Annotated in this window: 22 protein-coding genes; 11 read left to right on the plus strand and 11 right to left on the minus strand. The window is 69.0% G+C overall.

The genetic code is table 11. The features are described 5' to 3' along the window. Window positions 1-17 precede the first annotated feature (17 nt). Window positions 18-635: a trimeric intracellular cation channel family protein gene (locus tag BLP83_RS13295; RefSeq protein WP_091243668.1), complete on the minus strand. Its 618-nt coding sequence runs from the start codon at window positions 633-635 to the stop codon at window positions 18-20. Between the two features lie 289 nt (window positions 636-924). On the opposite strand from BLP83_RS13295, the gene BLP83_RS13300 reads away from it, so the two are divergent. After that, entirely contained in the window at window positions 925-1,194 is a 270-nt protein-coding gene (locus tag BLP83_RS13300; protein ID WP_091243669.1) for an HU family DNA-binding protein, read from the plus strand. A gap of 193 nt (window positions 1,195-1,387) precedes the next feature. Here the strand turns inward: BLP83_RS13300 and BLP83_RS13305 are convergent, their stop codons facing one another. Both BLP83_RS13305 and BLP83_RS13310 read right to left on the minus strand, forming a co-directional pair. Beyond that, the gene (locus BLP83_RS13305) at window positions 1,388-1,981 is read right to left on the minus strand and encodes a sensor histidine kinase (RefSeq protein ID WP_091243672.1); all 594 of its coding nucleotides are present in this window, start codon (window positions 1,979-1,981) and stop codon (window positions 1,388-1,390) included. Window positions 1,982-2,059: 78 nt separating this feature from the next. After that, window positions 2,060-3,442, minus strand: a complete 1,383-nt coding sequence (locus BLP83_RS13310) for an L-serine ammonia-lyase (protein WP_091243674.1) — start codon at window positions 3,440-3,442, stop codon at window positions 2,060-2,062. Window positions 3,443-3,520: 78 nt separating this feature from the next. On the opposite strand from BLP83_RS13310, the gene BLP83_RS13315 reads away from it, so the two are divergent. Continuing rightward, a complete protein-coding gene (locus BLP83_RS13315) occupies window positions 3,521-3,751 on the plus strand; it encodes a glutaredoxin family protein (RefSeq protein ID WP_091243676.1) in 231 nt (76 codons plus the stop codon). A gap of 200 nt (window positions 3,752-3,951) precedes the next feature. Here the strand turns inward: BLP83_RS13315 and BLP83_RS13320 are convergent, their stop codons facing one another. Beyond that, window positions 3,952-4,389, minus strand: coding sequence for a hypothetical protein (locus BLP83_RS13320; RefSeq protein WP_091243679.1), 438 nt, complete (start codon window positions 4,387-4,389; stop codon window positions 3,952-3,954). Between the two features lie 77 nt (window positions 4,390-4,466). On the opposite strand from BLP83_RS13320, the gene sufT reads away from it, so the two are divergent. After that, complete coding sequence (sufT, locus tag BLP83_RS13325) at window positions 4,467-5,021, plus strand: putative Fe-S cluster assembly protein SufT (protein ID WP_091243681.1); 555 nt, start codon at window positions 4,467-4,469, stop codon at window positions 5,019-5,021. A 118-nt stretch (window positions 5,022-5,139) separates the two neighbouring features. Here sufT and BLP83_RS13330 read toward each other — a convergent pair whose 3' ends face one another. The 5 genes from BLP83_RS13330 to BLP83_RS13350 form a co-directional block, all read right to left on the minus strand. Beyond that, window positions 5,140-5,742, minus strand: coding sequence for a response regulator transcription factor (locus BLP83_RS13330; protein WP_091243684.1), 603 nt, complete (start codon window positions 5,740-5,742; stop codon window positions 5,140-5,142). A gap of 13 nt (window positions 5,743-5,755) precedes the next feature. Further along, complete coding sequence (locus BLP83_RS13335) at window positions 5,756-6,913, minus strand: sensor histidine kinase (protein WP_091243687.1); 1,158 nt, start codon at window positions 6,911-6,913, stop codon at window positions 5,756-5,758. 824 nt (window positions 6,914-7,737) lie between these two features. Further along, window positions 7,738-9,546, minus strand: a complete 1,809-nt coding sequence (locus tag BLP83_RS13340) for an amidohydrolase family protein (protein WP_091243689.1) — start codon at window positions 9,544-9,546, stop codon at window positions 7,738-7,740. Between the two features lie 4 nt (window positions 9,547-9,550). After that, complete coding sequence (locus BLP83_RS13345; protein ID WP_091243692.1) at window positions 9,551-10,333, minus strand: ABC transporter permease; 783 nt, start codon at window positions 10,331-10,333, stop codon at window positions 9,551-9,553. Then, on the minus strand, window positions 10,330-11,223 hold the full coding sequence (locus tag BLP83_RS13350) for an ABC transporter ATP-binding protein (RefSeq protein ID WP_091243695.1): 894 nt from the start codon (window positions 11,221-11,223) through the stop codon (window positions 10,330-10,332). The genes BLP83_RS13345 and BLP83_RS13350 overlap by 4 nt, the downstream gene beginning before the upstream one ends. A 156-nt stretch (window positions 11,224-11,379) precedes the next feature. Between BLP83_RS13350 and BLP83_RS13355 the strand changes: the two genes are divergently transcribed. Further along, window positions 11,380-11,778 (plus strand): hypothetical protein, encoded by a 399-nt coding sequence (locus tag BLP83_RS13355; protein ID WP_091243696.1) that lies wholly within the window; start codon window positions 11,380-11,382, stop codon window positions 11,776-11,778. Window positions 11,779-11,801: 23 nt separating this feature from the next. On the opposite strand, the gene BLP83_RS13360 is transcribed toward BLP83_RS13355, so the two are convergent. Further along, window positions 11,802-12,119 carry an ArsR/SmtB family transcription factor gene (locus BLP83_RS13360; protein WP_245680044.1) on the minus strand — a complete coding sequence of 106 codons (318 nt, stop codon included), beginning with the start codon at window positions 12,117-12,119 and terminating at the stop codon, window positions 11,802-11,804. A 234-nt stretch (window positions 12,120-12,353) separates the two neighbouring features. Further along, window positions 12,354-12,743, minus strand: coding sequence for a rhodanese-like domain-containing protein (locus BLP83_RS13365; RefSeq protein ID WP_091243699.1), 390 nt, complete (start codon window positions 12,741-12,743; stop codon window positions 12,354-12,356). Between the two features lie 177 nt (window positions 12,744-12,920). Between BLP83_RS13365 and BLP83_RS13370 the strand changes: the two genes are divergently transcribed. The 7 genes from BLP83_RS13370 to BLP83_RS13400 all read left to right on the plus strand — a co-directional run bounded on the left by BLP83_RS13370 (window position 12,921) and on the right by BLP83_RS13400 (window position 21,593). Further along, window positions 12,921-14,192: an NAD(P)/FAD-dependent oxidoreductase gene (locus BLP83_RS13370; protein WP_091243700.1), complete on the plus strand. Its 1,272-nt coding sequence runs from the start codon at window positions 12,921-12,923 to the stop codon at window positions 14,190-14,192. A 97-nt stretch (window positions 14,193-14,289) separates the two neighbouring features. Continuing rightward, window positions 14,290-14,505, plus strand: coding sequence for a YgaP family membrane protein (locus BLP83_RS13375; RefSeq protein ID WP_091243702.1), 216 nt, complete (start codon window positions 14,290-14,292; stop codon window positions 14,503-14,505). A 37-nt stretch (window positions 14,506-14,542) separates the two neighbouring features. Then, window positions 14,543-15,619: an efflux RND transporter periplasmic adaptor subunit gene (locus tag BLP83_RS13380; RefSeq protein WP_091243916.1), complete on the plus strand. Its 1,077-nt coding sequence runs from the start codon at window positions 14,543-14,545 to the stop codon at window positions 15,617-15,619. Further along, window positions 15,612-18,851: an efflux RND transporter permease subunit gene (locus BLP83_RS13385; protein WP_245680045.1), complete on the plus strand. Its 3,240-nt coding sequence runs from the start codon at window positions 15,612-15,614 to the stop codon at window positions 18,849-18,851. Before BLP83_RS13380 ends, BLP83_RS13385 begins: the two co-directional genes overlap by 8 nt. Further along, the gene (trxC, locus tag BLP83_RS13390) at window positions 18,848-19,306 is read left to right on the plus strand and encodes a thioredoxin TrxC (RefSeq protein WP_091243704.1); all 459 of its coding nucleotides are present in this window, start codon (window positions 18,848-18,850) and stop codon (window positions 19,304-19,306) included. The genes BLP83_RS13385 and trxC overlap by 4 nt, the downstream gene beginning before the upstream one ends. A gap of 1 nt (window position 19,307) precedes the next feature. Further along, window positions 19,308-19,781, plus strand: coding sequence for an OsmC family protein (locus tag BLP83_RS13395; protein WP_091243707.1), 474 nt, complete (start codon window positions 19,308-19,310; stop codon window positions 19,779-19,781). Window positions 19,782-19,958: 177 nt separating this feature from the next. Then, complete coding sequence (locus tag BLP83_RS13400; protein ID WP_176764201.1) at window positions 19,959-21,593, plus strand: BamA/TamA family outer membrane protein; 1,635 nt, start codon at window positions 19,959-19,961, stop codon at window positions 21,591-21,593. Window position 21,594 lies beyond the last annotated feature (1 nt).

The following is a 21,594-nucleotide window of genomic DNA, read 5'->3' on the forward strand; positions in this document are numbered from 1 at the left end:
TCAAGCGGACCCCGCGATCAGCGTCGTGGCCGCGCCACCGGCAGCTGCCAGCCGCGCCGCATGGCGAAGAAACGCAGGGTGAAGCAGGCGGCGGCGCCCGCCGCTGCGACGGGTGCCGCAGGCAGTTCCAGCGCATCGCCGGCCACCACGATCAGCGCGCCAAGCAGCGCGGCGACCGCGTACAACTCGCGCTGCAGCACGCCCGGGATCTGCACGACCAGCACGTCGCGCGCGATGCCGCCGCCCACACCGCTCAGAACGCCCAGCATCACCGCGCCCAGCGGGCCGACGCCATGCGCCAGCGCCTTGCCGGTGCCGAGCACGGCGAACAGCCCGAGCCCGACCGCGTCGCTCAACTGCACCGGATTGCGCAGACGCTCGATCAGTTCGTAACGGTAGAAGGTGATCAGCGCGGCCGCCGCCGATACCGCGAAATAGCGCGGATCGACCAGTGCCACCGGCGGCGTGGCGCCGAGCAGGGCGTCGCGCACGATGCCACCGGCCGTGGCCGCGGCGAAGGCCAGCACCAGCACGCCGAAGAGGTCGAGGCCCTTGCGCACGCCGGCCGTGGCGCCGCTGACGGCGAAGGCGAAGGTGCCGAGCAGATCGATGGCGGTGACGAAGGCGACAGGCATGGCGGCAGGGTTCTCAGGCTGCGCCCATGTTAGCCGCTGCCGGCCCCGCTAAACGCTTGATTCGCGGGGGCTGCGCCGATTCTGGCGGGCAGGCCCCGACCTCGATCGCCCTGCCAAGGCGCGCGGAAGCACCCATGTTGCACCCGCAAACCCTTAAAACAGGCGGCTTCCCGGCGAAAAACCGTTGACTTGTGCGCGCAACCGAAGCAGCCTTCGCAACGCGGAGGGCGTAGGGCCTTCCCATTCTCCCCTGTTGGGCGCCATGCCCCTCTATGCAAGGAAGTTTCCGATGAACAAGGCTGAGCTTGTTGCTGCCATCGCCGACCACGCCGAACTGACCAAGACCCAGGCTGCGGCCGTGGTCGACGCGTTTACCACCACCGTCACCAAGGCGCTCAAGAAGGGCGACACCGTGACCCTGGTGGGCTTCGGCACCTTCTCCGTGCGCAAGCGTGCGGCCCGTGAGGCCCGCAACCCGCGCACCGGCGAGACCATCAAGCTGAAGGCGAGCAAGGTGCCGGTGTTCAAGGCCGGCAAGGCGTTCAAGGACGCCATCTGAGCCTGCTCGCGTCGCCGCCCTGAGCGCGGCGACGGGTGCTCAAAACGGCGGGCCCGCGCGCGAGCGCGGGCCCGCTGCCGTTTGCGTGTCGTAAGGGCTCAGCAGGGCTTGGATGTCGCCGCCGATGCCAGCTTGGGAGGCGCGCGCTCATCCGTCGAAGGGTCGGCATCTTCGTCCGCGATCACGGGGTGGCTCAGGTGCTCAAGCGGATGCGCAGGCCCTTGTGGTTGGCGGATACGTCCGCTCCCAGTACACGCGCGCGCGCCGCGCTGTCCTCGCGCCAGCGTGGCGGCAGCGGCCCCCGCAAGGCGAAGCGCAGCGACACCTCGCCCGCCTCCTGACGCAGTTCGATCCGCAGGGTTTCGCCCTCGGGCGTGGCCTCGGCAAGCGCCTGTACCCAGCGGAACAGGCTGATCGCGAGCCAAGCAGGCGGAGGCGTGTCGGCGCTGCGGGTGTCAAGCTCGAAATCGAAGCCGCGCCGCTGCGCGATCTGTTCCAGCGTGGAGCGCAGCGCAGGTTCAAGCCCGATCTCATCCAGCAGCGGTGGCCGCAGCTGCAGCGACAGCGCGCGGACCTGCTGCAGGGCCTCGCGCACGCTGTCCGCCACGCCTTCGACCTCGTCCGCCGGCAGACCGCCCTCGGCGAAGAACTGCAGGCTGAGCAGGGCGGCGGTCAGGCTCTGGCCGACCTCGCTGTGCAGGACGTGGGCGATGTGCCGGCGCTCGGCCTCGTCCAGCGCGATCAGCTGGGCCAGCGCGGTCGGCGGCGGCGTGGACGCGTCACTCATGCAGGGCGATCGGGCTTGGGAGGTGGCGGAGAGCCTAGCAGCGGCGCGACGCTCGGGGCGCGATCAACGCCATCGGCCTCAGCACTCGACCACGTTGACCGCCAGTCCGCCGCGCGAGGTTTCCTTGTACTTGTCCTGCATGTCGCGGCCGGTGTCGCGCATGGTCTTGATGACCTTGTCCAGCGAGACATAGTGGGTGCCGTCGGAGCGCAGGGCCATGCGCGAGGCGTTGATCGCCTTGACCGCGCCCATCGCGTTGCGCTCGATGCAGGGGATCTGCACGAGACCCGCGATCGGGTCGCAGGTCAGTCCGAGGTTGTGCTCCATGCCGATCTCTGCGGCGTTCTCGACCTGGTGCACGGTGCCGCCCAGCGCCGCGGTCAGACCCGCGGCGGCCATCGAGCAGGCCACGCCGACCTCGCCCTGACAGCCGACCTCGGCGCCTGAGATCGAGGCGTTCTCCTTGTAGAGGATGCCGACCGCGCCGGCGGTGAGCAGGAAATCGAACACACCCTGCTCATCCGCCTTCGGCGCGAAGCGCTCGTAGTAGTGCAACACCGCCGGCAGGATGCCTGCCGCGCCATTGGTCGGCGCGGTCACCACGCGGCCGCCGGCGGCGTTCTCCTCGTTGACCGCCAGCGCGTACAGGTTGACCCAGTCGAGCACGGTCAGCGGATCGCGCAGCGCGGCTTCCGGCCGGTTGCGTAGATCGGCGGCCATGGCCGGCGCACGACGGCCGATCTTCAGCCCGCCGGGGAGGATGCCGTGCTCGCGGATGCCGCGTGCCACACAGGCCTGCATGGCCTGCCAGATCTCGCGCAGGCCGGCGCGGATCTCTTCGTCGCTGCGCCAGGCGCGCTCGTTGGCGAACATCAGCTGGGCGATGCTCAGGCCGTGCTGTTCGCACAGCTTCAGCAGCTCCTCGCCGCTGTGGAAGGGATAGGGCAGGGCGGTGGTGTCGGCGACGATGCGGTCCTCGGCGGCCTCGTCCTGGTTGACCACGAAGCCGCCGCCGACCGAGTAATAGTCGCGGGTCGCGATCAGGCTGTCGTCGGCGGCGTAGGCCGAGAAGCGCATGCCGTTGGTGTGGTAGGGCAGCTTCTGGCGCTTGTTGAACACCAGGTCGCGCTTTTCGACGAAGTCGATTTCATGGCTGCCGCCCAGGCACAGGCGCTGGGCACTGCGGATGCGCTCCAGCGTGGCCGGGATCGAGTCGGGGTCGATGCGGTTGGGCAGTTCGCCCTCGAGGCCGAGCAGCACCGCCTTGTCGGTGCCGTGGCCGCGGCCGGTCAGCGCCAGCGAGCCATACAGCTCGACTCGCACCCTCGCCACGCGCGGCAGCTCGCCGGGCTCGGCCAGCCAGCGCTCGACGAAGCGCGCGCCGGCGCGCATCGGTCCGACCGTGTGCGAGGACGAGGGACCGATGCCGATCTTGAACAGGTCGAAAACGCTGACGGCCATGGGGCGGTGTCTGCTGTGTGCGGGGAGCAGGCTAGTGTACGGTCGCGGCTTCGCCCGACGATGCCGTACGGATCGACCATGCACCTGCTGACCCTGTTCCAGCGCGACGAGTGCCACCTCTGCGACCAGGCCGTGATCGTGCTGGTGCAGGCCCGTGCCGGTGACTTCGAACCGCGCTGGATCGATGCCGATGTCGATCTGGAGCAGCGATACGGGCTGCGCGTGCCGGTGCTGCGTCGCGAGGACACCGGCGCCGAACTGGACTGGCCCTTCGACGCCGAGCGCGTGCGCGATTTCCTTGCGGACTGAGAGCCTGTGAGAGCCATCCGCCTACTGCGGCCGCCTCTGGCCGCCCGTGGCGGCAGCGCGCTACGCGAATACCGCGGTCACTGGCTCGCCAAACGCCCTTGAATTCACGTGCCGCGCTTTGCCACGAACACCCAGAGGCGCACTCGCTACGGCGTCTGGGCTTCTTCGCACGCTCTGAGGCCAAGGCCTCTCGCCGCGGATCAGTGGCCGAAGCGCCAGCCCAGCCAAATCGCCGGCAGCAGCCACAAGGCATCCAGCCAGCCCAGTTGGGCGCGCAGGTAGAGCAGCACCAGGCCGGGGCTGAGCGCCGGTAGCGCCTGCTGGGCCGACATGCCCATCTGCATGCCGATCTGGCTGGCGCTGATCAGCAGCGCAGCGGCCAGCACGGTGAGCAGGCTCACCACAGCGACCAGCGCCAGCCGCGTGCGTCCCGACGGCAGACCGGCCAGCCGCAGCAGGAGGGCGGCATCCAGGGTCACCACCAGCAGCATCCACAGACTGGGGCCGCGGAAGTGCAGCGACACTCCGGCCCACACCCCAGCAAGGCCCAGCACCGCGACGCTGCCGCTGATCGCAGCCAGCAGCCAAGTGCCAAGACCGATGCGGTCGGGCGCGGCAGGAGGAGCAGCGGTGTTCACGGAATCAGGGCGGGCCGAAGCAGGATGGCCGGGTAGAATACGCGGCCGCCCTCGCGCCCGACCCTGACAATCGTCCCATGGCCTACAGCCGCAGCTCCGAGCCGATCCAGTTTTCCCGCGACTGCGAGGTCGTCATGGTGCCGCAGGGCGACCGCGTCACCCTGCCTGCCGGCACCGCCGGCTACATCACCCAGGGCCTGGGCGGCAGCTTCACCGTGTTCGTGGACGGCAACCTGTTCCGTGTCGCCGGCGTCGATGCCGACGCCATCGGCAAGGAGATCGTGCCGCCGCCGCAGCTGCCCGAGAACGCCACCGACGAGGACGTCGAGAAGGCGGTCTGGAACCAGCTGCGCACCTGCTTCGATCCGGAAATCCCGGTCAACATCGTCGACCTGGGGCTGGTCTATCACTGCGAGATCGAGAGCAGCGACGAGGGCAGCCGCCGCGCCAGCATCCGCATGACCCTGACCGCGCCCGGCTGCGGCATGGGCGAGGTGCTGGTCGAGGACGTGCGCGCCAAGGTCGAACTGGTTCCCACCGTGATCGAGGCCGATGTGGAACTCGTCTTCGACCCGCCCTGGAACCAGTCGATGATGACCGAGGCGGCGAAGCTGCAGGTGGGGATGTTTTGAAGAGCCGGGATTGGGGATTCGGGATTCGGGATTCGCAAAGAGCGAGCTTCCGGGTCAGCGCGAGCATCGCGAGATCTTGCTCTGTCGAATCCCGAATCCCGAATCCCGAATCCCCGCTTCACAGCCACCCCCGCTGCCGCGCCACGCGGTAGGCCTCGATGCGGTTTTCGGCGCCGAGCTTGCCGATGGCTTCGCTGAGGTAGTTGCGCACGGTGCCCTGGCTCAGGTTCAGACGCGTGGCGATGTCGGCGCTCTTGGCGCCTTCGCCGGCCAGTCGCAGCACCTGACGCTCGCGTTCATTGAGCGGGTCGACCTCGTCCCAGGCCGTCATCGCCAGCTGCGGGTCGATGGCGCGGCCGCCGCGATGCACCTGGCGCAAGGCGTCTGCCAGTTTCTCGGCCGGCGCGTCCTTCAGCAGATAGCCGCGCACGCCGGCCTCCAAAGCGCGCCGCAGGTAGCCGGCGCGGGCGAAGGTGGTGACGATCACCACGCGGGTCGGAAGGTTCAGCGCGCGAACCGCTTCCGCCAGCTCCAGCCCCGTGCGTCCGGGCATTTCGATGTCGGTCACCAGCAGGTCGGGGGTGAGCCGCTGCACCTCGGCCAGCGCGCTGTCGCCGTCCGCGCAGGCGGCGACCACCTCCAGATCGTGTTCCAGCCCGAGCAGCGCGGCGAGTGCGCCGCGCACCAGGGCCTGGTCTTCGGCGAGTGCCAGTCGAATCATTCCGTTCGCCCTTTCAAGTCGAGCCCGCTTCGGTCTGCGGCAGGGTGGCCGGTGCGCTCAGCAGCAGGCGCGTGCCGATCCCCGGAGGACTGTCCAGCTCGACGCGGCCGCCCAGCGCTTGCAGGCGCTCGGCGAAGCCCGGCAGGCCGCGATGGCCCTCGCGCTGGCGCGCACCGCCCACACCGTCATCGCTGATCTGCAGCTGCCAGACCGCGTTCGCGCCTTCGCCTTCGCGGCGCAGCTCGATGTCCACCCGGCTGGCGCGGGCATGGCGGATCACGTTGGTCACCGCCTCGCGCAGGGCCATCGCGAAGGCCTGGTCCAGCGGCGGCGGCAGCTCCAGCGCTGGCAGCTGTGCGTCCAGCTTCACTTCGGCGCTGAGCAGGGCCAGTCGAGCGGCTGCGATTTCTGCCTGCAGGCCGCCCGCGCGGATGCCGCTGACCGCTTCGCGCACCTGGTCGAGCGCTCCGCGCGCCGCGTGCTCAAGTTCGGCCAGCTGCTGTTCGGCGGCATTCGTATCGCGCGCCAGCAGCCGTCGGGCGAGCTGGGTCTTGAGCACCACCAGCGACAGCGTATGGCCCAGCGCATCGTGCAGGTCGCGGCCGATGCGCTCGCGCTCGGCCAGAGCCGCGAGGCGTCGCACTTCGTCCTGGCTCAGTTTCAGCACCGCCTGATGGCGCTCGCGGGCGCGGCTGGCGAGGATGCCGGCGCTGGCCATGCCGCCGATCATCGCCATCGCGATGCTGACCCCGAGTCCATACCGCCAGTCCGGCATCTGCAAGAAGAACTGGGCGCTCATGAGCGCCCAGAACAGCAGGGCCCAGCCCACCGCTCGCCGGGGTGCCCACGCGGTGGCTGCCATCGTCATCGCGTAGATCACGAAGGTGTTGCCGCCCGGATTCACCGTCATCAGCGCATAGCCCAGCGCGGCGCTGCCGTAGATGCACAGGTCGCGCGTGCGAGCCGTGGTGGCGGGGGCGGTGAAGCGCAGCCACAGCGGCAGAAAGATCGCGCAGGCCGCAAGCGAGGGCAGCAACAGACTGGCGAGGGGGCGCGGGATGAAGAACAGGGGCAGGAACACGAAGATGAGATACAGCAGTCCCCACCAGCGCTGCGGCTCGTGTTCGTTGAGGCTGTGCTGCGGGGGTGGTCCTGCAAGGGCGGGTTTCATGGGCCTAGCCTAAAGGGGCGGGTCGGAGCGGTCACCGGGTGGGCCCAGGGCCACCCTGAGCTTCACCTTTGCCTCGTTATTGCTTGATGGATTGCTCGGTCGCTCGGAGCGAAGAGCAAGAGCTTTCGATCAGCCCTTCGAGCTGCCGGCCCCTGCGATCGTCACAGCGTGGGCCCTGGCCCACCATGAGCTTGACGCTCGCCCCGGTTTCGCTTGGTCGCTCCGTTGCTCCGTTGCTCCGTTGCTCCGTTGCTCCGTTGCTCTGTTGCTTGAAGCGAAGAGCAAGAGCAAGAGCTTTCAGTCAGCCTTTCGGGCTGCCCGACCTACCTTTCTTTGCGTGGCCAAAGAAAGGTAGGCCAAAGAAAGGCCACCCCTCGTCCGCGCCCTTCGCGCATCCGTGCGCGAAGGGTTCGCGTGAGTCCGTGGGTGTTCGTGGACAGGCCGTCCCTGGCCTGTCACGAACATCGGCCGCATCCCTGCGGCCGCCCCTGTGGGCGGGTCCACGGCCTCCCGCCGCTCCCCAGGGGCCCCGTGGAAGAGCGCGGGCTCCTGCCCGCAGGAGCAAAAGCAGAAGCGAGAAGCGAGAAGCGGGAAGCGGGAAGCGGGAAGCGGGAAGCGGGAAGCGGGAAGCGGGAAGCGAAGCGTCCATAGGGTGGGCCCTGGCCCACCGTGGCATGGGGGGCTCGCCCCTGTGTGCATCCATGCAAGGTACGAAGCTGGCTGCTGCGCACTGCATCTGGCCGGCGGGATGGCGGGGATTCGGCTCATGGTGGTCGAGAGCCCACCCTATGCGGTGGGCATGGACGGGCGGCGTGGCTTCGCGACTACCGGACTTCGACCTGGTCGACATCGAAGCGCTGCGCGCCGCTGCCGGTTGCGCTGAGGCTGATGCCGCGCAGGCGCGAGCGGTCGAGGCCGGCGAGATTTTCGAGGTCGATCTCCACGCTCCGCCATTCGGTACCCGCGGCAAGCGGAACCACCGTCGGTGCGCCTTCGCCGGAGAACAGCAGCAGCTGCAGAGGCGTGGCGCTGCGCACCTGGAGGTGGAGGCGCGTCACCGCGCGCGCGTCGACCGGCGCCATCGGTGCGCTGCCGGGGCTGAAGAACACGCCGGCCCAGGCGGGCTGTCCATCCGTGCCCTGTTCGGCGAGCTCGACTTCGACGCGCAGCGCGCCGGCGCTGTCCGCGGCACCGTCCGCGATGCGCGCGATGCGCGCCGTGGAGCGGCCGCCGCGCATCTGGTCCGAAGCCGGCATCCAGCTCGGCGGCAGCGCGTCCACGTCGAAGTCCGCCAGCTGGCCAGGCGCGAGCTTGGCCTCGGATTCGGCAGGCGGGCGTGGGTCGACGCGTCGGCCGTTCTTCCACACGCTGACGAGTTCGCGGGTGGCGCGGATGTCCGCGCTTGGATCACCCTCGACCAGCACCAGGTCGGCGCGCAGGCCGGGCCCGATGCGACCGCGGTCGGTGAGGCCGAACTGCTGCGCCGGCACCGAGGTCGCCGCGCGCAGGGCCTCGAGCGGGCTCAGGCCGGCTTCGACCAGCAGGGCCAGTTCGCCGTGCATCGAGATGCCGAACGCGGTGCCCGGATTCGGCGCATCGGTGCCGGCCAGCACCGGCACGCCGGCCGCGTGAAGGGCGGCGACGCGGGCTTTCGCACGCTCGATGAGCTGTGCTGCAAGCGGCCCGAAGCTGGGGCGCCCCCGCAGCTGCTCGCGCTGGCCGGCCGACAGCCGCTCGGCGAGGCGAGGATGGTCGGCGAGGTCACTGTCCACACCCGAGAACGCCGCAATGACCGACAGCGTCGGGGTGACGAAAGCGCTGCGCACGCGCGCAGCCTCGACAAGTGCGCGGTCATCGCCGGCATCCTGCGGCACATGCACGAGACCATCGGCGCCCTGTTCCAGCACTTCGATCGCGTTGGCCACGGTGGACACATGCGCCAGTGCGCGCAGGCCCTGCGCCTTGGCCGCGGTGATCACCGCCTGCGAGCGCGCGGCATCCAGTGTCGGCATGCGTTCCTTCTCGCGATAGGCCGACAGATCCTCGCGGACGAGCTTGATGAAGTCCGAGCCCTCAGCGCGGCGCGCGGCGACCCAGGCCTGCGCCGCTTCTGGCGCATCCACGGTGGCCACGGCAACGCCGAACTGGGTGCCGTGCCCGCCCTGCGCGGTGGCCAGCATCCCTGCGCCCCAGAGGTCGGCGCGGTCGCTGGTGCCCAGGGACTCGCGCTCGGCACGCGCGCTCTGCAGCAGCGCCGGATCACCGAACATGTCGAGCACGGTGGTGGTGCCGAAGCGCAGGGCCTCCCGGCGGGCCTCGCCGTAGGCGTGGACATGGGCGTCGATGAACCCGGGCAGCAAGGTCTGGCCATCGGCTTCGACCACGGTCAGCCCATCTGCGGGCAGCGACTCGGCGATCGCTTCGATGCGTCCATTGCGCACGGAGACATCGGCGCGCGGCCAGAGCCTGTCGCCGTCGAACACCCGCGCGCCGCGGATCAGGAAGGCCTCGGGGCCGGCATCGTGCGCGGGTGGTTTCGCAGGAGACTTGGGTCCTTCGCTCAGCGCGATCAGGGCGATCAAGGCGACACCGCTCAGCGCGGCGATCAGGGCGGGAGTGGAGAGGCGCGCCATGGACTCAGCGCCCCTTGAGCCGCAGCGCAGCCAGCGCCAGGAAGAACACGGTGAAGCCGATCAGCACCGCGCTGTGCAGCAGCACGTTGACGCCCTCGATCTGGCCGCTGATGCCCAGCGCCAGCTGGGCCAGATGCCAGGCCGGCCAGACCACCGCCAGCTTCTGGATGATCTCGGGAAAGGCGAACAGCGGCATCCACAGGCCCGACAGCACCGACATCGGCAGGTAGATGAGATTGACCACGCCGACCGCCGCCTGGCCCTTGACCAGGCTGCCGATCAGCAGTCCCAGCGCGCAGAAGGGCAGGGCGCCCAGCATCAAGGCGCACAGCAGCAGGGTCCACTCGCCGAAGGCCATGCGCACCTCGCCAAGGCCCATCGCCGCGGCGCTCAGCAGCAGCACCACGCAGAGCGCAGCGATCAGGCTCATCGCGATCTTGGCGGCGAAGTAGGCGGCGATCGGCATCGGCGAGACGCGCTTCAGCTCGAGCAGCCCGTTCTCGCGTTCCATCGCCATGCCGACGCCGAAGCCGAACAGGGCCGGGCCGATCACCCCGAACACGCCGTAGGTGGCAAACAGATAGGTGGCCTTCTGGAAGCTGCCCCACTGGCCCGGAATCAGCACGGCGAACGTCAGGTAGAAGGCCACCGGAAAGGCCAGGGTGGGAATGACGAAGGCGGGCGTGCGCGCCATGCGCAGCAGCTCGTACCAGGCTTCCAGCGCGTACATGCGCAGGCTTTGCGCCGCCGTCATCGGCAGGGTCGAAGGCAGGGTCAGGGCGTTCATGCGGCGTCTCCGGTCAAGGCGAGGAAGGCGTCTTCGAGGTTCAGCGGACGAATCTCGATGCCATGCAGCGCGGGATCGAGGTGCAGCAGGCGACGCAGCAGGGCATCGCTGTCGCTGCAGCGGAGCGACACGCGGCTGCCCTCGGATTCCACCGATTGCACCTCCGGCAGCGCCGCGAGCTCGGTGGCCGACAGCCGGGTCACGCAGCGGAGGCGCGCGCCCTGGGCGCGGGCCTTGAGGCCCGAGGGTGTGTCCTCGGCCAGCACGCGGCCGCGTTCGATCAGCACCACGCGCTCGGCCAGGGCGTCGGCTTCTTCGAGGTAGTGGGTGGTCAGCACGATCGAGGTGCCGGCCTCACGCAGGGCCTGGATCACCTGCCAGAAGCCGCGTCGGGCTTCGACATCCAGCCCGGTGGTGGGCTCGTCCACGAACACCAGTTCGGGCGCACCACAGATGGCGAGCGCGAACTGCACGCGCCGCTGCTGGCCGCCGGACAGCGCGGCATAGCGGCGCGCGGCCAGCTCGCTCAGGCCGGCCAGCGCGAGCGTTTCGTCGATCGCGCGCGGCGCCGGGTAGTAGCTGGCGAACAGATGCACCAGCTCGCGCACACGCAGGGTTTCGGGCAGGCGCGCTTCCTGCAGCATCACGCCGATGCGGCGACGCGCCGAGGCTTCGCGAGGATCGGCACCGAACAGGCTGACCTCGCCCGCATCGGCGGCGAGGCGGCCGGTGAGCAGGCCGAGCGCGGTGCTCTTGCCGGCGCCATTGCTGCCCAGCAGGGCGAGCAACTCGCCGCGGCGCAGCTGCAGATCGATGCCGTCGAGGGCGGTGATGGCGCCGTAGCGCTTGTATGCGCCGCGGAGTCGGGCGATCGGGTCTGGCGTAGTCATGGGCTCCTCCCTGCGCGAATCGGCATGGGAGGAAGCTTCCGGGTTACGCCCGCAGTGCTGCAGTGGCGGCTGTCAGCGCTGCACCATGACAGTTGTCATGTGGCATGGCGCTGGCGTCATACTCGGCGCCCCTTGCCCTGACTTCAAGGCCGCACCATGCGCATCCGTGCCCATGCCCTTGCCAGCCTGCTGTTTGCGCTCACGCTGGCGCTGAACGCCGCGTTCTGGGGCGGCGTCGGCCTTTCGCCCACGCTGGGCCCGATCGTGCGCCAGCCTCTGCCGATGCAGGCGCCGCTGGCCTACACCTGGCTGCTGATTGGCGAAAACCTCGGCCGGCCCCTGGGCCTGCAGGACAGTCTGGTGGCGTTCGCCGAGGGCAACATCGAAGACCTGCCGCGCGTGGTCGAGGGCGGGCCGCTGGCCGTCGAGCGTCTGCTGCAATCGCAGGCGGGCTGGATCGGCAGCCTGCACGGCGCGCCCTTGGTCCTGCTGCCGCTCGCGATCTTCCTGTGGTGGCGTCGCCCGCGCGGACTCAAGACGTTCGGCGGCCGCTGAGCGGTGCCCGCCGGCAGCGCTGTTCAGGGCGCTACGCAGTAGATCCGGTGCAGCACGGCGATGATGTCCTGCACCGGGCCTGGCGACAGCGAGTAGTAGATCGTCTGCGCCGAACGCCGCGTCTGCACCAGCCCCTCCTCGCGCAGCACGGCGAGGTGCTGCGAGAGCGCCGACTGCGAGAGTTCCATCCCAGCGTTGATGTCCGACACCGCCTGTTCGCCGCCGGCCAGCATGCACAGGATCATCAGCCGTTTCTCATTGGCCATGGCCTTGAGCAGTTGCGCCGCATCGGTGGCGTGGCTGCGCATCTCTTCGGCATCGGTGGGGGCGAGTGGAGTCATGGCTTGAGAGCGGGGATTGGGGATTGGGGATTGGGGATTCGCGAGTGAGGCTTCCGCTCGCTTCGCGCCAGAGGGTCTGGCTCGCAACTCCAGGAAACCGGATCTGCCGGCGCGCGAGAGTAGAGCGTCTGCGCTCCTCTGTGGAGCCCGAGCCTTCGCGCGGCCTTCAGCCCACCGCGCCGGAGGTGCCCGGCTCTCACGAATCCCGAATCCCGAATCCCAAATCCCGGCTCTTCAGTGCTGCGTCACCGGCTTGCCTGCCGCCGTCCAGGCGGTGATGCCGCCGGCCAGCGAGCGCACGCGGGTGAAGCCGAGTTTCTGCAGGCTTTCCGCGGCCAGGGCCGAGCGCCCGCCAGTGCGGCAGTAGAGAACGATGGGCTGCTCGCGTACGGCCAGCGCGGGCTCGGTGACGCAGGCGATCGCGGGGTTGGCCTCGACCTGGAACTCGAGCACGCCGCGCGGGATGGGGATGGCGCCAGCGATGTGGCCGGTGGCGAACTCGCCCGGCTCACGGACGTCGATCAATACGTAGCTGCCGGGGGCCTCGGCTGCCAGCGCCTCGACGCTGACTTCGGTGATGCGGGCGCGGGCTTCGGCGACCAGTTCGGCGGGGGACTTGGACATGAACGGCTCCTGTCGTATATCAGTTGACGCTAATATTAGAAAACACTAAATTGGCGTCGGTCAAGTCTAACGGTCGGGCAGCGGCACATGCTGGGGCCGCAACGACAGGAATCCGAGGCAGCGGCCCTTCCGGCGGGGCGGCGCCATTCTCATGAAGCCGGCCGGGAGGGACGGAGCATGGCAAAGATCATCGTGGTGGGCGGCGGCATCGGCGGAATCAGCGTGGCCTACGAGCTGCGCGCGGGCCTGGGCAAGGACCACGAGATTACCGTGGTCGGCGACAGCCCGAACTTCTCCTTCACGCCTTCCAACCCCTGGGTGGCGGTGGGCTGGCGCAAGCCTTCGGACATCCAGATCGACATTGCGCCCTATCTCGGCAAGAAGCACATCGGCTTCGAGAGCGGCGGCGCGGCCGAGATCCTTCCCGGCGAAAACACCGTGGTGATGGGCGATGGACGCCGGCTCGCCTACGACTACCTGGTGATCACCACAGGCCCGCGCTTGGCTTTCGACGAGATTCCGGGTCTCGGCCCGCATGGCGGCCACACGCAGTCGATCTGCACCACGCCGCACGCGCTCTCGGCCTGGGAGGCCTACCAGGACTTCGTCAAGGATCCCGGCCCGATCGTGATCGGTGCGGCCCAGGGCGCGAGCTGCTTCGGTCCCGCCTACGAGTTTGCGATGATCCTCGACGCCGACCTGCGCAAGAGGAAGCTCCGCGACCGCGTGCCGATCACCTATGTCAGCAGCGAGCCTTACGTCGGTCACATGGGTCTGGGTGGCGTGGGCGACAGCAAGGGCCTGCTGGAGAGCGAATTCCGCCAGCGCCACATCAAGTGGATCGTCAACGCGAAGATCGCCGAGGTGCGCGCCGGCGAGATGCTGGTGCACGAGATGAACGAGGCCGGCGAGAAGGCGCGCGAGCACACCCTGCCCTTCAAGTACTCGATGGTGCTGCCGGCTTTCACCGGCGTCGATGCCGTGCGCGCGGTCAAGGACATGTGCAACCCGCGCGGCTTCGTGCAGATCGACCGCCACCAGCGCAATCCGACCTACCCGAACATCTACTCGGCCGGCGTCTGCGTGGCGATTCCGCCGGTGGAGACGACCCCCGTGCCGACCGGCGCGCCCAAGACCGGCTTCATGATCGAGTCGATGGTCACCGCGATTGTCGAGAACATCCGCGCCGAGCTTGAAGGCAGGGCACCGGACGCCGTCGCCACCTGGAACGCGATCTGTCTGGCCGACATGGGCGACACCGGTGCGGCCTTCGTGGCCCTGCCGCAGATGCCGCCGCGCAACGTCACCTGGGCCAAGGTCGGCAAGTGGGTGCACGTCGCCAAGATCGCCTTCGAGAAGTACTTCCTGTCGAAGATGAAGTCCGGCAACACCGAGCCCGTGTACGAAAAGTACGTGCTCAAAGCGCTGGGCATCGAACGCCTGAAGTAGCTGTTGAAGACATGGGCCCGGAGCGCCCCCATGAGCTTGGTCGAACGCGCTCGAAACGAATCCCGAATCCCCAATCCCGAATCCCGGAGTCCACGCCATGAACATCGACCGCGCCATGTTCGCCTTCGCCGGCAGCATGATCCTGATCAGCGTGCTGCTGACCCACTTCGTTTCGCCCTGGTGGCTGCTGCTGACGACATTCGTTGGCCTCAACCTGCTGCAGTCCGCCTTCACCGGCTTCTGCCCTGCCGCGATGGTGATGGGCAAGCTGGGCCTCAAGCCCGGCTGCGCCTTCGGTCAGGCCACCCGTTGAAGCACTGTTCGCTCCTTCGCCGCTGATGGAACCCGCCATGCGACCCACTCCGCTTCCCATCGCGCTTGCCCTCGCGGCAGCCCTGTCGCTGTCCGCCTGCGGCAGCGAGGCGCCGCTTGCGCCGCGCAGCCCCGCCACGCCCGATATCGAACTGATCGCCGTCGCACCCGACAGCGCCGTGCGAGAACGGGTCTGGGACGGCGTGGTCGAAGCCGTGCATTCGGCCACGCTGTCGGCGCAGACCGGCGGGCGCGTGCTGGAGCTGCCCTTCGACGTCAACGACTACGTCAAGGCGGGCGATGTGGTGGTCCGCTTCACCGATGTCGAACAGCAGTCCGCGCAGCGCCAGGCACGCGCGGCGCTGGCGGCCGCGCAAGCCGCCGCCAGCGAGGCCGAGGCCGAGTTCAAGCGGATCTCAGAGATCTACGAGCGGCGTCTCGTTTCGCGGGCCCAGCTGGACCAGGCCACCGCGCGCCGCGACGCCACCCGGGCCCAGTTGGAATCGGCGCAGGCGGCAGTGAAGGCGGCCAGCGAAACCTTGGACTACACGGTCGTCCGCGCCCCCTACTCGGGCATCGTCACCGAGCGCTTTGTCGAAGTCGGCGAAACCGTGCGCCCCGGCCAGCCGCTGATCGCCGGCCTGTCGCTTGATCGCCTGCGCCTGCAGGTGCGGGTGCCGCAGTCGGATGTCGAGGCCATCCGCGGCAATGGCCGCGCTTTCCTGCTTCTGGACGACGGTCGCCGCGTCGAGGCCGAGAAGGTCACCGTGTTTCCCTACGCCGACCCGGCGACCCACAGCTTCAGCGTGCGCGTCGATCTGCCCGAGGCCGAGACGGGCCTGTCGCCCGGCATGGCCGCCAAGGTCGCGTTCGTGGTCGGCGAGGACGAACGTCTGCTGCTGCCGGTGTCGAGCCTGGTCAAGCGCAGCGAGGTGACTGCGGCCTACGTGGTCGGCGAGGCCGGGCTTGCCCTGCGCCAGCTGCGCCTGGGCCACCGCATCGGCGAGCGCATCGAGGTGCTGTCGGGCCTGAATGACGGTGAGCAGGTGGCCGCCGATCCGGTCGCCGCCGGCCTGTGGCTGGAGCAGCAGCGTCGGGAGCGCAGCGATGGCTGACACGCAGTCGCTCCCGCGCATGGGCATCTCCGGACGCCTCGCCGCGGCCTTCCAGAACAATCCGCTGACGCCGATCCTGGCGATCGCCGGCCTGCTGCTCGGCCTGATCGCCGTGTTGATCACCCCGCGCGAGGAAGAGCCGCAGATCGACGTGACCATGGCCAATGTGTTCGTGCCCTTTCCAGGCGCGCCGGCCGAGGACGTTGAGAACCTGGTCAGCTATCCGCTGGAGCAGGTGCTGTCCGAGATCGAGGGCGTCAAGCACGTCTACTCGATCAGCCGGCCCGGCATGGCGGTGATCACGGTCGAGTACACGGTCGGCGTGCCGCGCGCCGACGCCATCCTGCGCCTGTACAACCAGGTCTATTCGAACGCCGACTGGGCGCCGCCGAATCTCGGCGTCGGCCAGCCGCTGGTGCGTCCGATGGGCATCGACGATGTCCCGGTGATGAGCCTGACCGTGTGGACCGACGACCCCGCGCGCGGCGGCGTCGAGGTCGCCGAAGTCGCGCACACGCTGGAGACGGAACTGAAGCGCGTGCCGGGCACCCGCGATGTCTACACCATCGGCGCCCCTGAGCGCGCCGTGGTGGTCGAACTGGATGCCCAGCGTCTGGCCAGCTACGGCATCGACATGAACGACCTGGCCGGCGCCCTGCAGGCCAGCAATGTGGTGATGCAGGCCGGCGAGCGCGTCGAGGACGGCCGGCAGATCCCGGTCACCGCCGGCACCTATCTCGCCGATGCGCAGCAGGTCGCCGAGCTGGTCATCGGCCTGCGCGAAGGTCGGCCGCTGTACCTGTCGGACGTCGCCGAGATCCGTCGCGGCGCCGACCTGCCGGTGAGCTACGTCTGGCACGCCAGGCCCGAGCAGGGCCAAGTCGCGGCCATGCACCCCGCGGTGACGATCGCCATCGCCAAGAAGCCCGGCGCCAATGCCTCCGACATCACCACCGCGATCAGCCGCCGCATCGGCGAGCTGCGCGGCAGCCTGATTCCGGAAGGCGTGCAGGTCGACATCACCCGCGACTACGGCAAGACCGCCAATGACAAGGCGATCCAGCTGATTCACAAGCTGATCTTCGCGACGATGGCCGTGGTGCTGCTGGTGCTGTTTGCGCTGGGCTGGCGCGAGGCGGTGGTGGTCGGCACCGCAGTGATCATCACGCTCGCGCTGACCCTGTTCGCCAGCTGGGCGATGGGCTTCACCATCAACCGGGTCTCGCTGTTCGCGCTGATCTTCTCGATCGGCATCCTGGTCGACGACGCCATCGTGGTGGTCGAGAACATCCACCGCCACATGGCGCGCGGGGGCAAGTCGCTGCTGGAGGCGATCCCGCCGGCGGTGGATGAGGTCGGCAGCCCGACGATTCTGGCCACCTTCACGGTGATCGCGGCGCTGCTGCCGATGGCCTTCGTCAGCGGGCTCATGGGTCCGTACATGCGGCCGATTCCGATCAACGCCTCGGTCGGCATGCTGCTGTCGCTGGCCGTGGCGCTGATCGTCACACCCTGGCTGTCGCTGAAGCTGCTGTCGCGGCACCTTGCAGACGCCGGTCATGGCGATGGGCATGCGGCCCATGGCAGCGGCATCGCCGCGCGACTGCATGGCCTGTTCGAGCGCCTGTTGCGGCCCTTCCTGCATCGCGAGCGCGGCGCGCGCCGGCGCCTGCTGCTGTTCGCCGGCATCGTTGGCGCGGTGGTGCTGTCGGCCGGCCTCGCCGTGGTGCAGCTGGTGGTGCTGAAGATGCTGCCCTTCGACAACAAGTCGGAGTTCCAGGTGGTGGTCGACCTGCCCGAGGGCAGCACGGTGGAGCGCACCAGCGCTCTGCTGCAGGAATTGGCGCTGACCCTGGCCCAGGTGCCGGAAGTGGCCGACATGCAGGGCTATGCCGGCACCTCGGCGCCGGTCAACTTCAACGGTCTTGTGCGCCAGTACTACCTGCGCGAGGGCGCCCATGTAGGCGACCTGCAGGTCAATCTGGTCGACAAGTCCGAGCGCAGCCGCAAGAGCCACGACATCGCCCGCGCGGTGCGGCCTGCCCTGCAGCAGATCGCCCAGCGCTATGGCGCGGCGCTGAAGGTGGTCGAAGTCCCGCCGGGTCCGCCGGTGATGGCGCCCCTGGTCGCCGAGATCTACGGGCCTGATGCGACCGGCGCACGTGCGATCGCGATGCAGGTGGCAGAGGTGTTCCGCGGCACCGAAGGCCTCGTCGACATCGACACGACGGTCGAGGCCGAGGCCTCGCGCGAGGTGCTGGTGGTGGACCGCGAGCGCGCCGCACGGCTGGGCATCAGCCAGGCGCAGATCGCGCAGGCCTTGAGTGCAGGCGTGAGCGGCGTCGATGCCACCTTCCTGCGCGACGGTGCCTCCAAGTACCCCGTGCCGGTGCGCCTGCGCCTGCCGGCCGGCGAGCAGGCGCGGATGGAAGCGCTGCTGGCGCTGCGCCTCCGCAGCGCCGATGGCCGCCTGCTGCCGCTGTCCGAGGTGGTGCGCGTCGAACGCACGGCCTGGGAGTCGGCGATCTACCACAAGGACCTGCTGCCCGTGGTCTATGTGATGGCCGACGAGGCAGGCGCGCTCGACAGCCCGCTGTACGGCATGTTCTCGGTGGTATCGAGCTTGAACGAAGCGGCTGACCTGCCGTGGCCGATCGAGCAGCGCTTCTTCAGCGCACCCGAGAGCACCGCAGGCTTCAGCCTGAAGTGGGACGGCGAATGGCAGATCACCTTCGAGACCTTCCGCGACATGGGCATCGCCTATGCCGCCGGCATGCTCTTGATCTACCTGCTGGTGGTGGCCCAGTTCCGCAGCTATGCGGTGCCGCTGGTGATCATGGCGCCGATCCCCTTGACCGTGATCGGCGTGATGCCCGGCCATGCCCTGCTGGGCGCGCAGTTCACCGCCACCAGCATGATCGGCATGATCGCCCTGGCCGGCATCATCGTGCGCAACTCGATCCTGCTGGTCGATTTCATCAACCATGAGATCGCCCACGGTCGGCCGCTGGACGAAGCCGTGATCGAAGCCTGCGCGGTGCGTGCGCAGCCGATCGCGCTGACCGCGCTGGCGGCGATGGCCGGGGCCTTCTTCATCCTGGATGATCCGATCTTCAACGGGCTTGCGATCGCGCTGATCTTCGGCATCCTCGTCTCCACCGTGTTGACCCTGGTGGTGATCCCCTTGCTGTACTACAGCCTGTTGAAGTTCCAGGAAGGACGCGCCGCATGAGTGACGACAGCATCATCCTCGCCTGCCCGCACTGCCATGGTCTGAACCGGGTGCCGCAGGCGCGGCTGTACGACGGCCCGAACTGCGGCCGCTGCGGCGGCGCGATCTTCACCGGTCGGCCCTTCGACCTGACGGGGGAGAGCTTCGAAGCCCATGCCGGTCGCGCCCAGCTGCCGGTGCTGGTCGACTTCTGGGCGCCCTGGTGCGGGCCCTGCCGGCTGATGGCGCCGGCTTTCGCCCAGGCCGCGCAGCAGCTGGAGCCGCAGTTCCATCTGGCCAAGGTCGACACCGAGGCGCAGCCGGCGCTGGGCCAGCACTTCGGCATCCGCAGCATTCCCACCCTGGTGCTGTTCCACCACGGTAACGAGGTCGCGCGCCAGTCGGGCGCGCTGAATGCTGCCGGCATCGTCCAGTTCGCGCGCAGCGCCTTCATGCAGTACGCCCAGGGGCAATGACATGAGCGAGACCCAGAGCTTCAGCATCACCATCGAGCAGGAGCAGGACTACGTCTTCCGCGTGCGCTTCGAGGGCACCGCAATTCCCGACCTGATGACCGATGAGCCGGAGCCGCTCGGCGGCGGTTCCGGCCCGAACCCTTCGCGCATGCTGGTCGCCGCGGTCGCCAACTGCATGGGCGCGAGCCTGCTGTTCGCGCTGCGCAAGTACAAGAACGATCCCGGTGCGCTCAAGGTGAAGGCGATCGCCACCCTGGGCCGCAACGAGGCCGGCCGCATGCGTGTCGCAAAGGTTGACGCGCAGATCGAACTGCCCGAGATGGCCGGCAGCTACCAGCAGCTGGAGCGCATCCTCCAGCAGTTCGAGCAGTTCTGCGTGGTCACCGAAAGCGTACGCTCTGGCGTCGAAGTGGACGTCAGCGTGGTCGATGTCACCGGCGCGCTCCTGCATGGGCCGGGACTGCCGGTCGCCTAGCGCAACGCTGAAGCAGTCAGCGTTGCCACGCGCCTTGGCGAGCGCGCCCGCGGATCCCGCGCACAGGTGCTCGATCCGTGTTGCCCGATGCAGGCTCGCGGTGCGAGCCGGGCCGAATCTGTCAGGATTGGGGCACGACGACACCCGTCTCGCCCCTGACCACGGATGCGCCCGCTGATGGCCCCGCCGCGCCTTCTCGTTTCGCTGCTGTTTGCCTGCCTGCCGCTGCTGTCGGCGAAGGCAGCCGAGTGTCCGCCCGACGGCAGCCTCGATCCCGTCGCGCTGGAAGCCTCTGGGGCCGTGATCGGCGAACTGCGTTTCCTGCGTCGCAACGTGTTTGACACCGAGCTGCCGGAAGAGGACAAGGCCCTGTTCCGCGCGGCCAACCGTCTGCATCGGCTGTCGCGCGAGTCCACCTTGCGGCGGCCGCTGCTGATCGAAGAGGGCCAGCCCTACCGGCACCGGCTGCTGCAGGAGTCTGCTCGACTGCTGCGCTCCACCGAATATCTGCGCGAGGCCGACCTGCGGCCGGTGGCCTGCGTGGATGGCAAGGTCGCGGTCGAGGTCGAGACTCGCGATGTCTGGTCCTTGAACCCCGGCATCGCCGGCAGCCGCCGCGGCGGCGAATCGAGCTTCGGCATCGACCTGGAGGAGAGCAATCTCGCCGGCCGCGGCGCCCTGCTGCGACTGTCGAGGCGTGGCGATGCCGATCGCAGCAGCACCGCCCTGCGTTATCGCAACGACCACGAGCTCGGCCGCTGGCGCGGCATCGATCTCGCCTACGAGAACAACAGCGATGGCCGCGGCTTTCTGGTGGGCGTCCAGCAGCCCTTCTACGCGCTCGACGTGCGCGAGGCCTGGAGCCTGCGCATTGACCACTTGACCCAGGTCGAGAGCTTCTACGAACTCGGCGAGGAGGTCTCCGAGTATCGCCAGCGCAACCGGGATGTGGATGTCTGGTGGGGCCGTTCGGCCGGCTTGCGCGAGGGGCGCGTTCTTCGCTGGAGCCTCGGCCTGCGCGACCAGCAGCGGGACTTCCTGCCGGCACGGGATCCCGCGCTGCTGGGGCCGGTGCCCGAGGATCGCCATCTGGCGGGGCCCTGGGTCGGGCTCGAATACATCCGCGACGAGTGGGAAGTGCTGCGCAACTACGACCAGATCGACATCACCGAGGACGCCCTGCTCGGCACCCGGTTGAGCGTGCGGCTGGGGCGGGCCGACCGCTCGCTGGGGGGCGATCGCGACGCCTGGTGGCTGGAAGGCGAGGGCAGCCGCGGCTGGCGCTTTCCGCGTGGCGACCTGCTGCGATTCTCCAACCGCTTCGGTCTGCGCCAGGAGGAGGGCAACACCCGCAACTTCAGTGTCTCCGGCAACCTGCGCTACTACCGCGAGACCGGGCCGCGGCGGCTCTTCTTTGCCGAGCTCGATGGCCAGTATGGTCATGATCTTGACCTCGACAACCGCATCTACCTCGGCGGCGACACCGGCTTGCGCGGCTATCCGCTGCGCTGGGCCGGCGGCGAGAGCTATGCGCGCCTCAGCGTCGAGCAGCGCTACTTCACCGACTGGTACCCCTGGCGCCTGTTCCGCGTCGGCGGTGCGGTGTTCGCCGATGTCGGCCGGGTCTGGGGCCGCGATCCGCTCGATCGACCGAACCCGGGGCGCCTTGCCAATGTCGGCATGGGCCTGCGCCTGTCCAACACCCGCAGCGCCTTTGCCCGACTGATCCATATCGATGTCGCGGTGCCGCTCGACAGTGATCCGCGGCTGGAGAACGTCGAGCTCGTGCTGGAGGCGCGACGCGCGTTCTGAG

Origin of the sequence: Aquimonas voraii, assembly GCF_900101825.1 — a bacterium.
In the GTDB taxonomy this organism is placed as follows: domain Bacteria; phylum Pseudomonadota; class Gammaproteobacteria; order Xanthomonadales; family Xanthomonadaceae; genus Aquimonas; species Aquimonas voraii.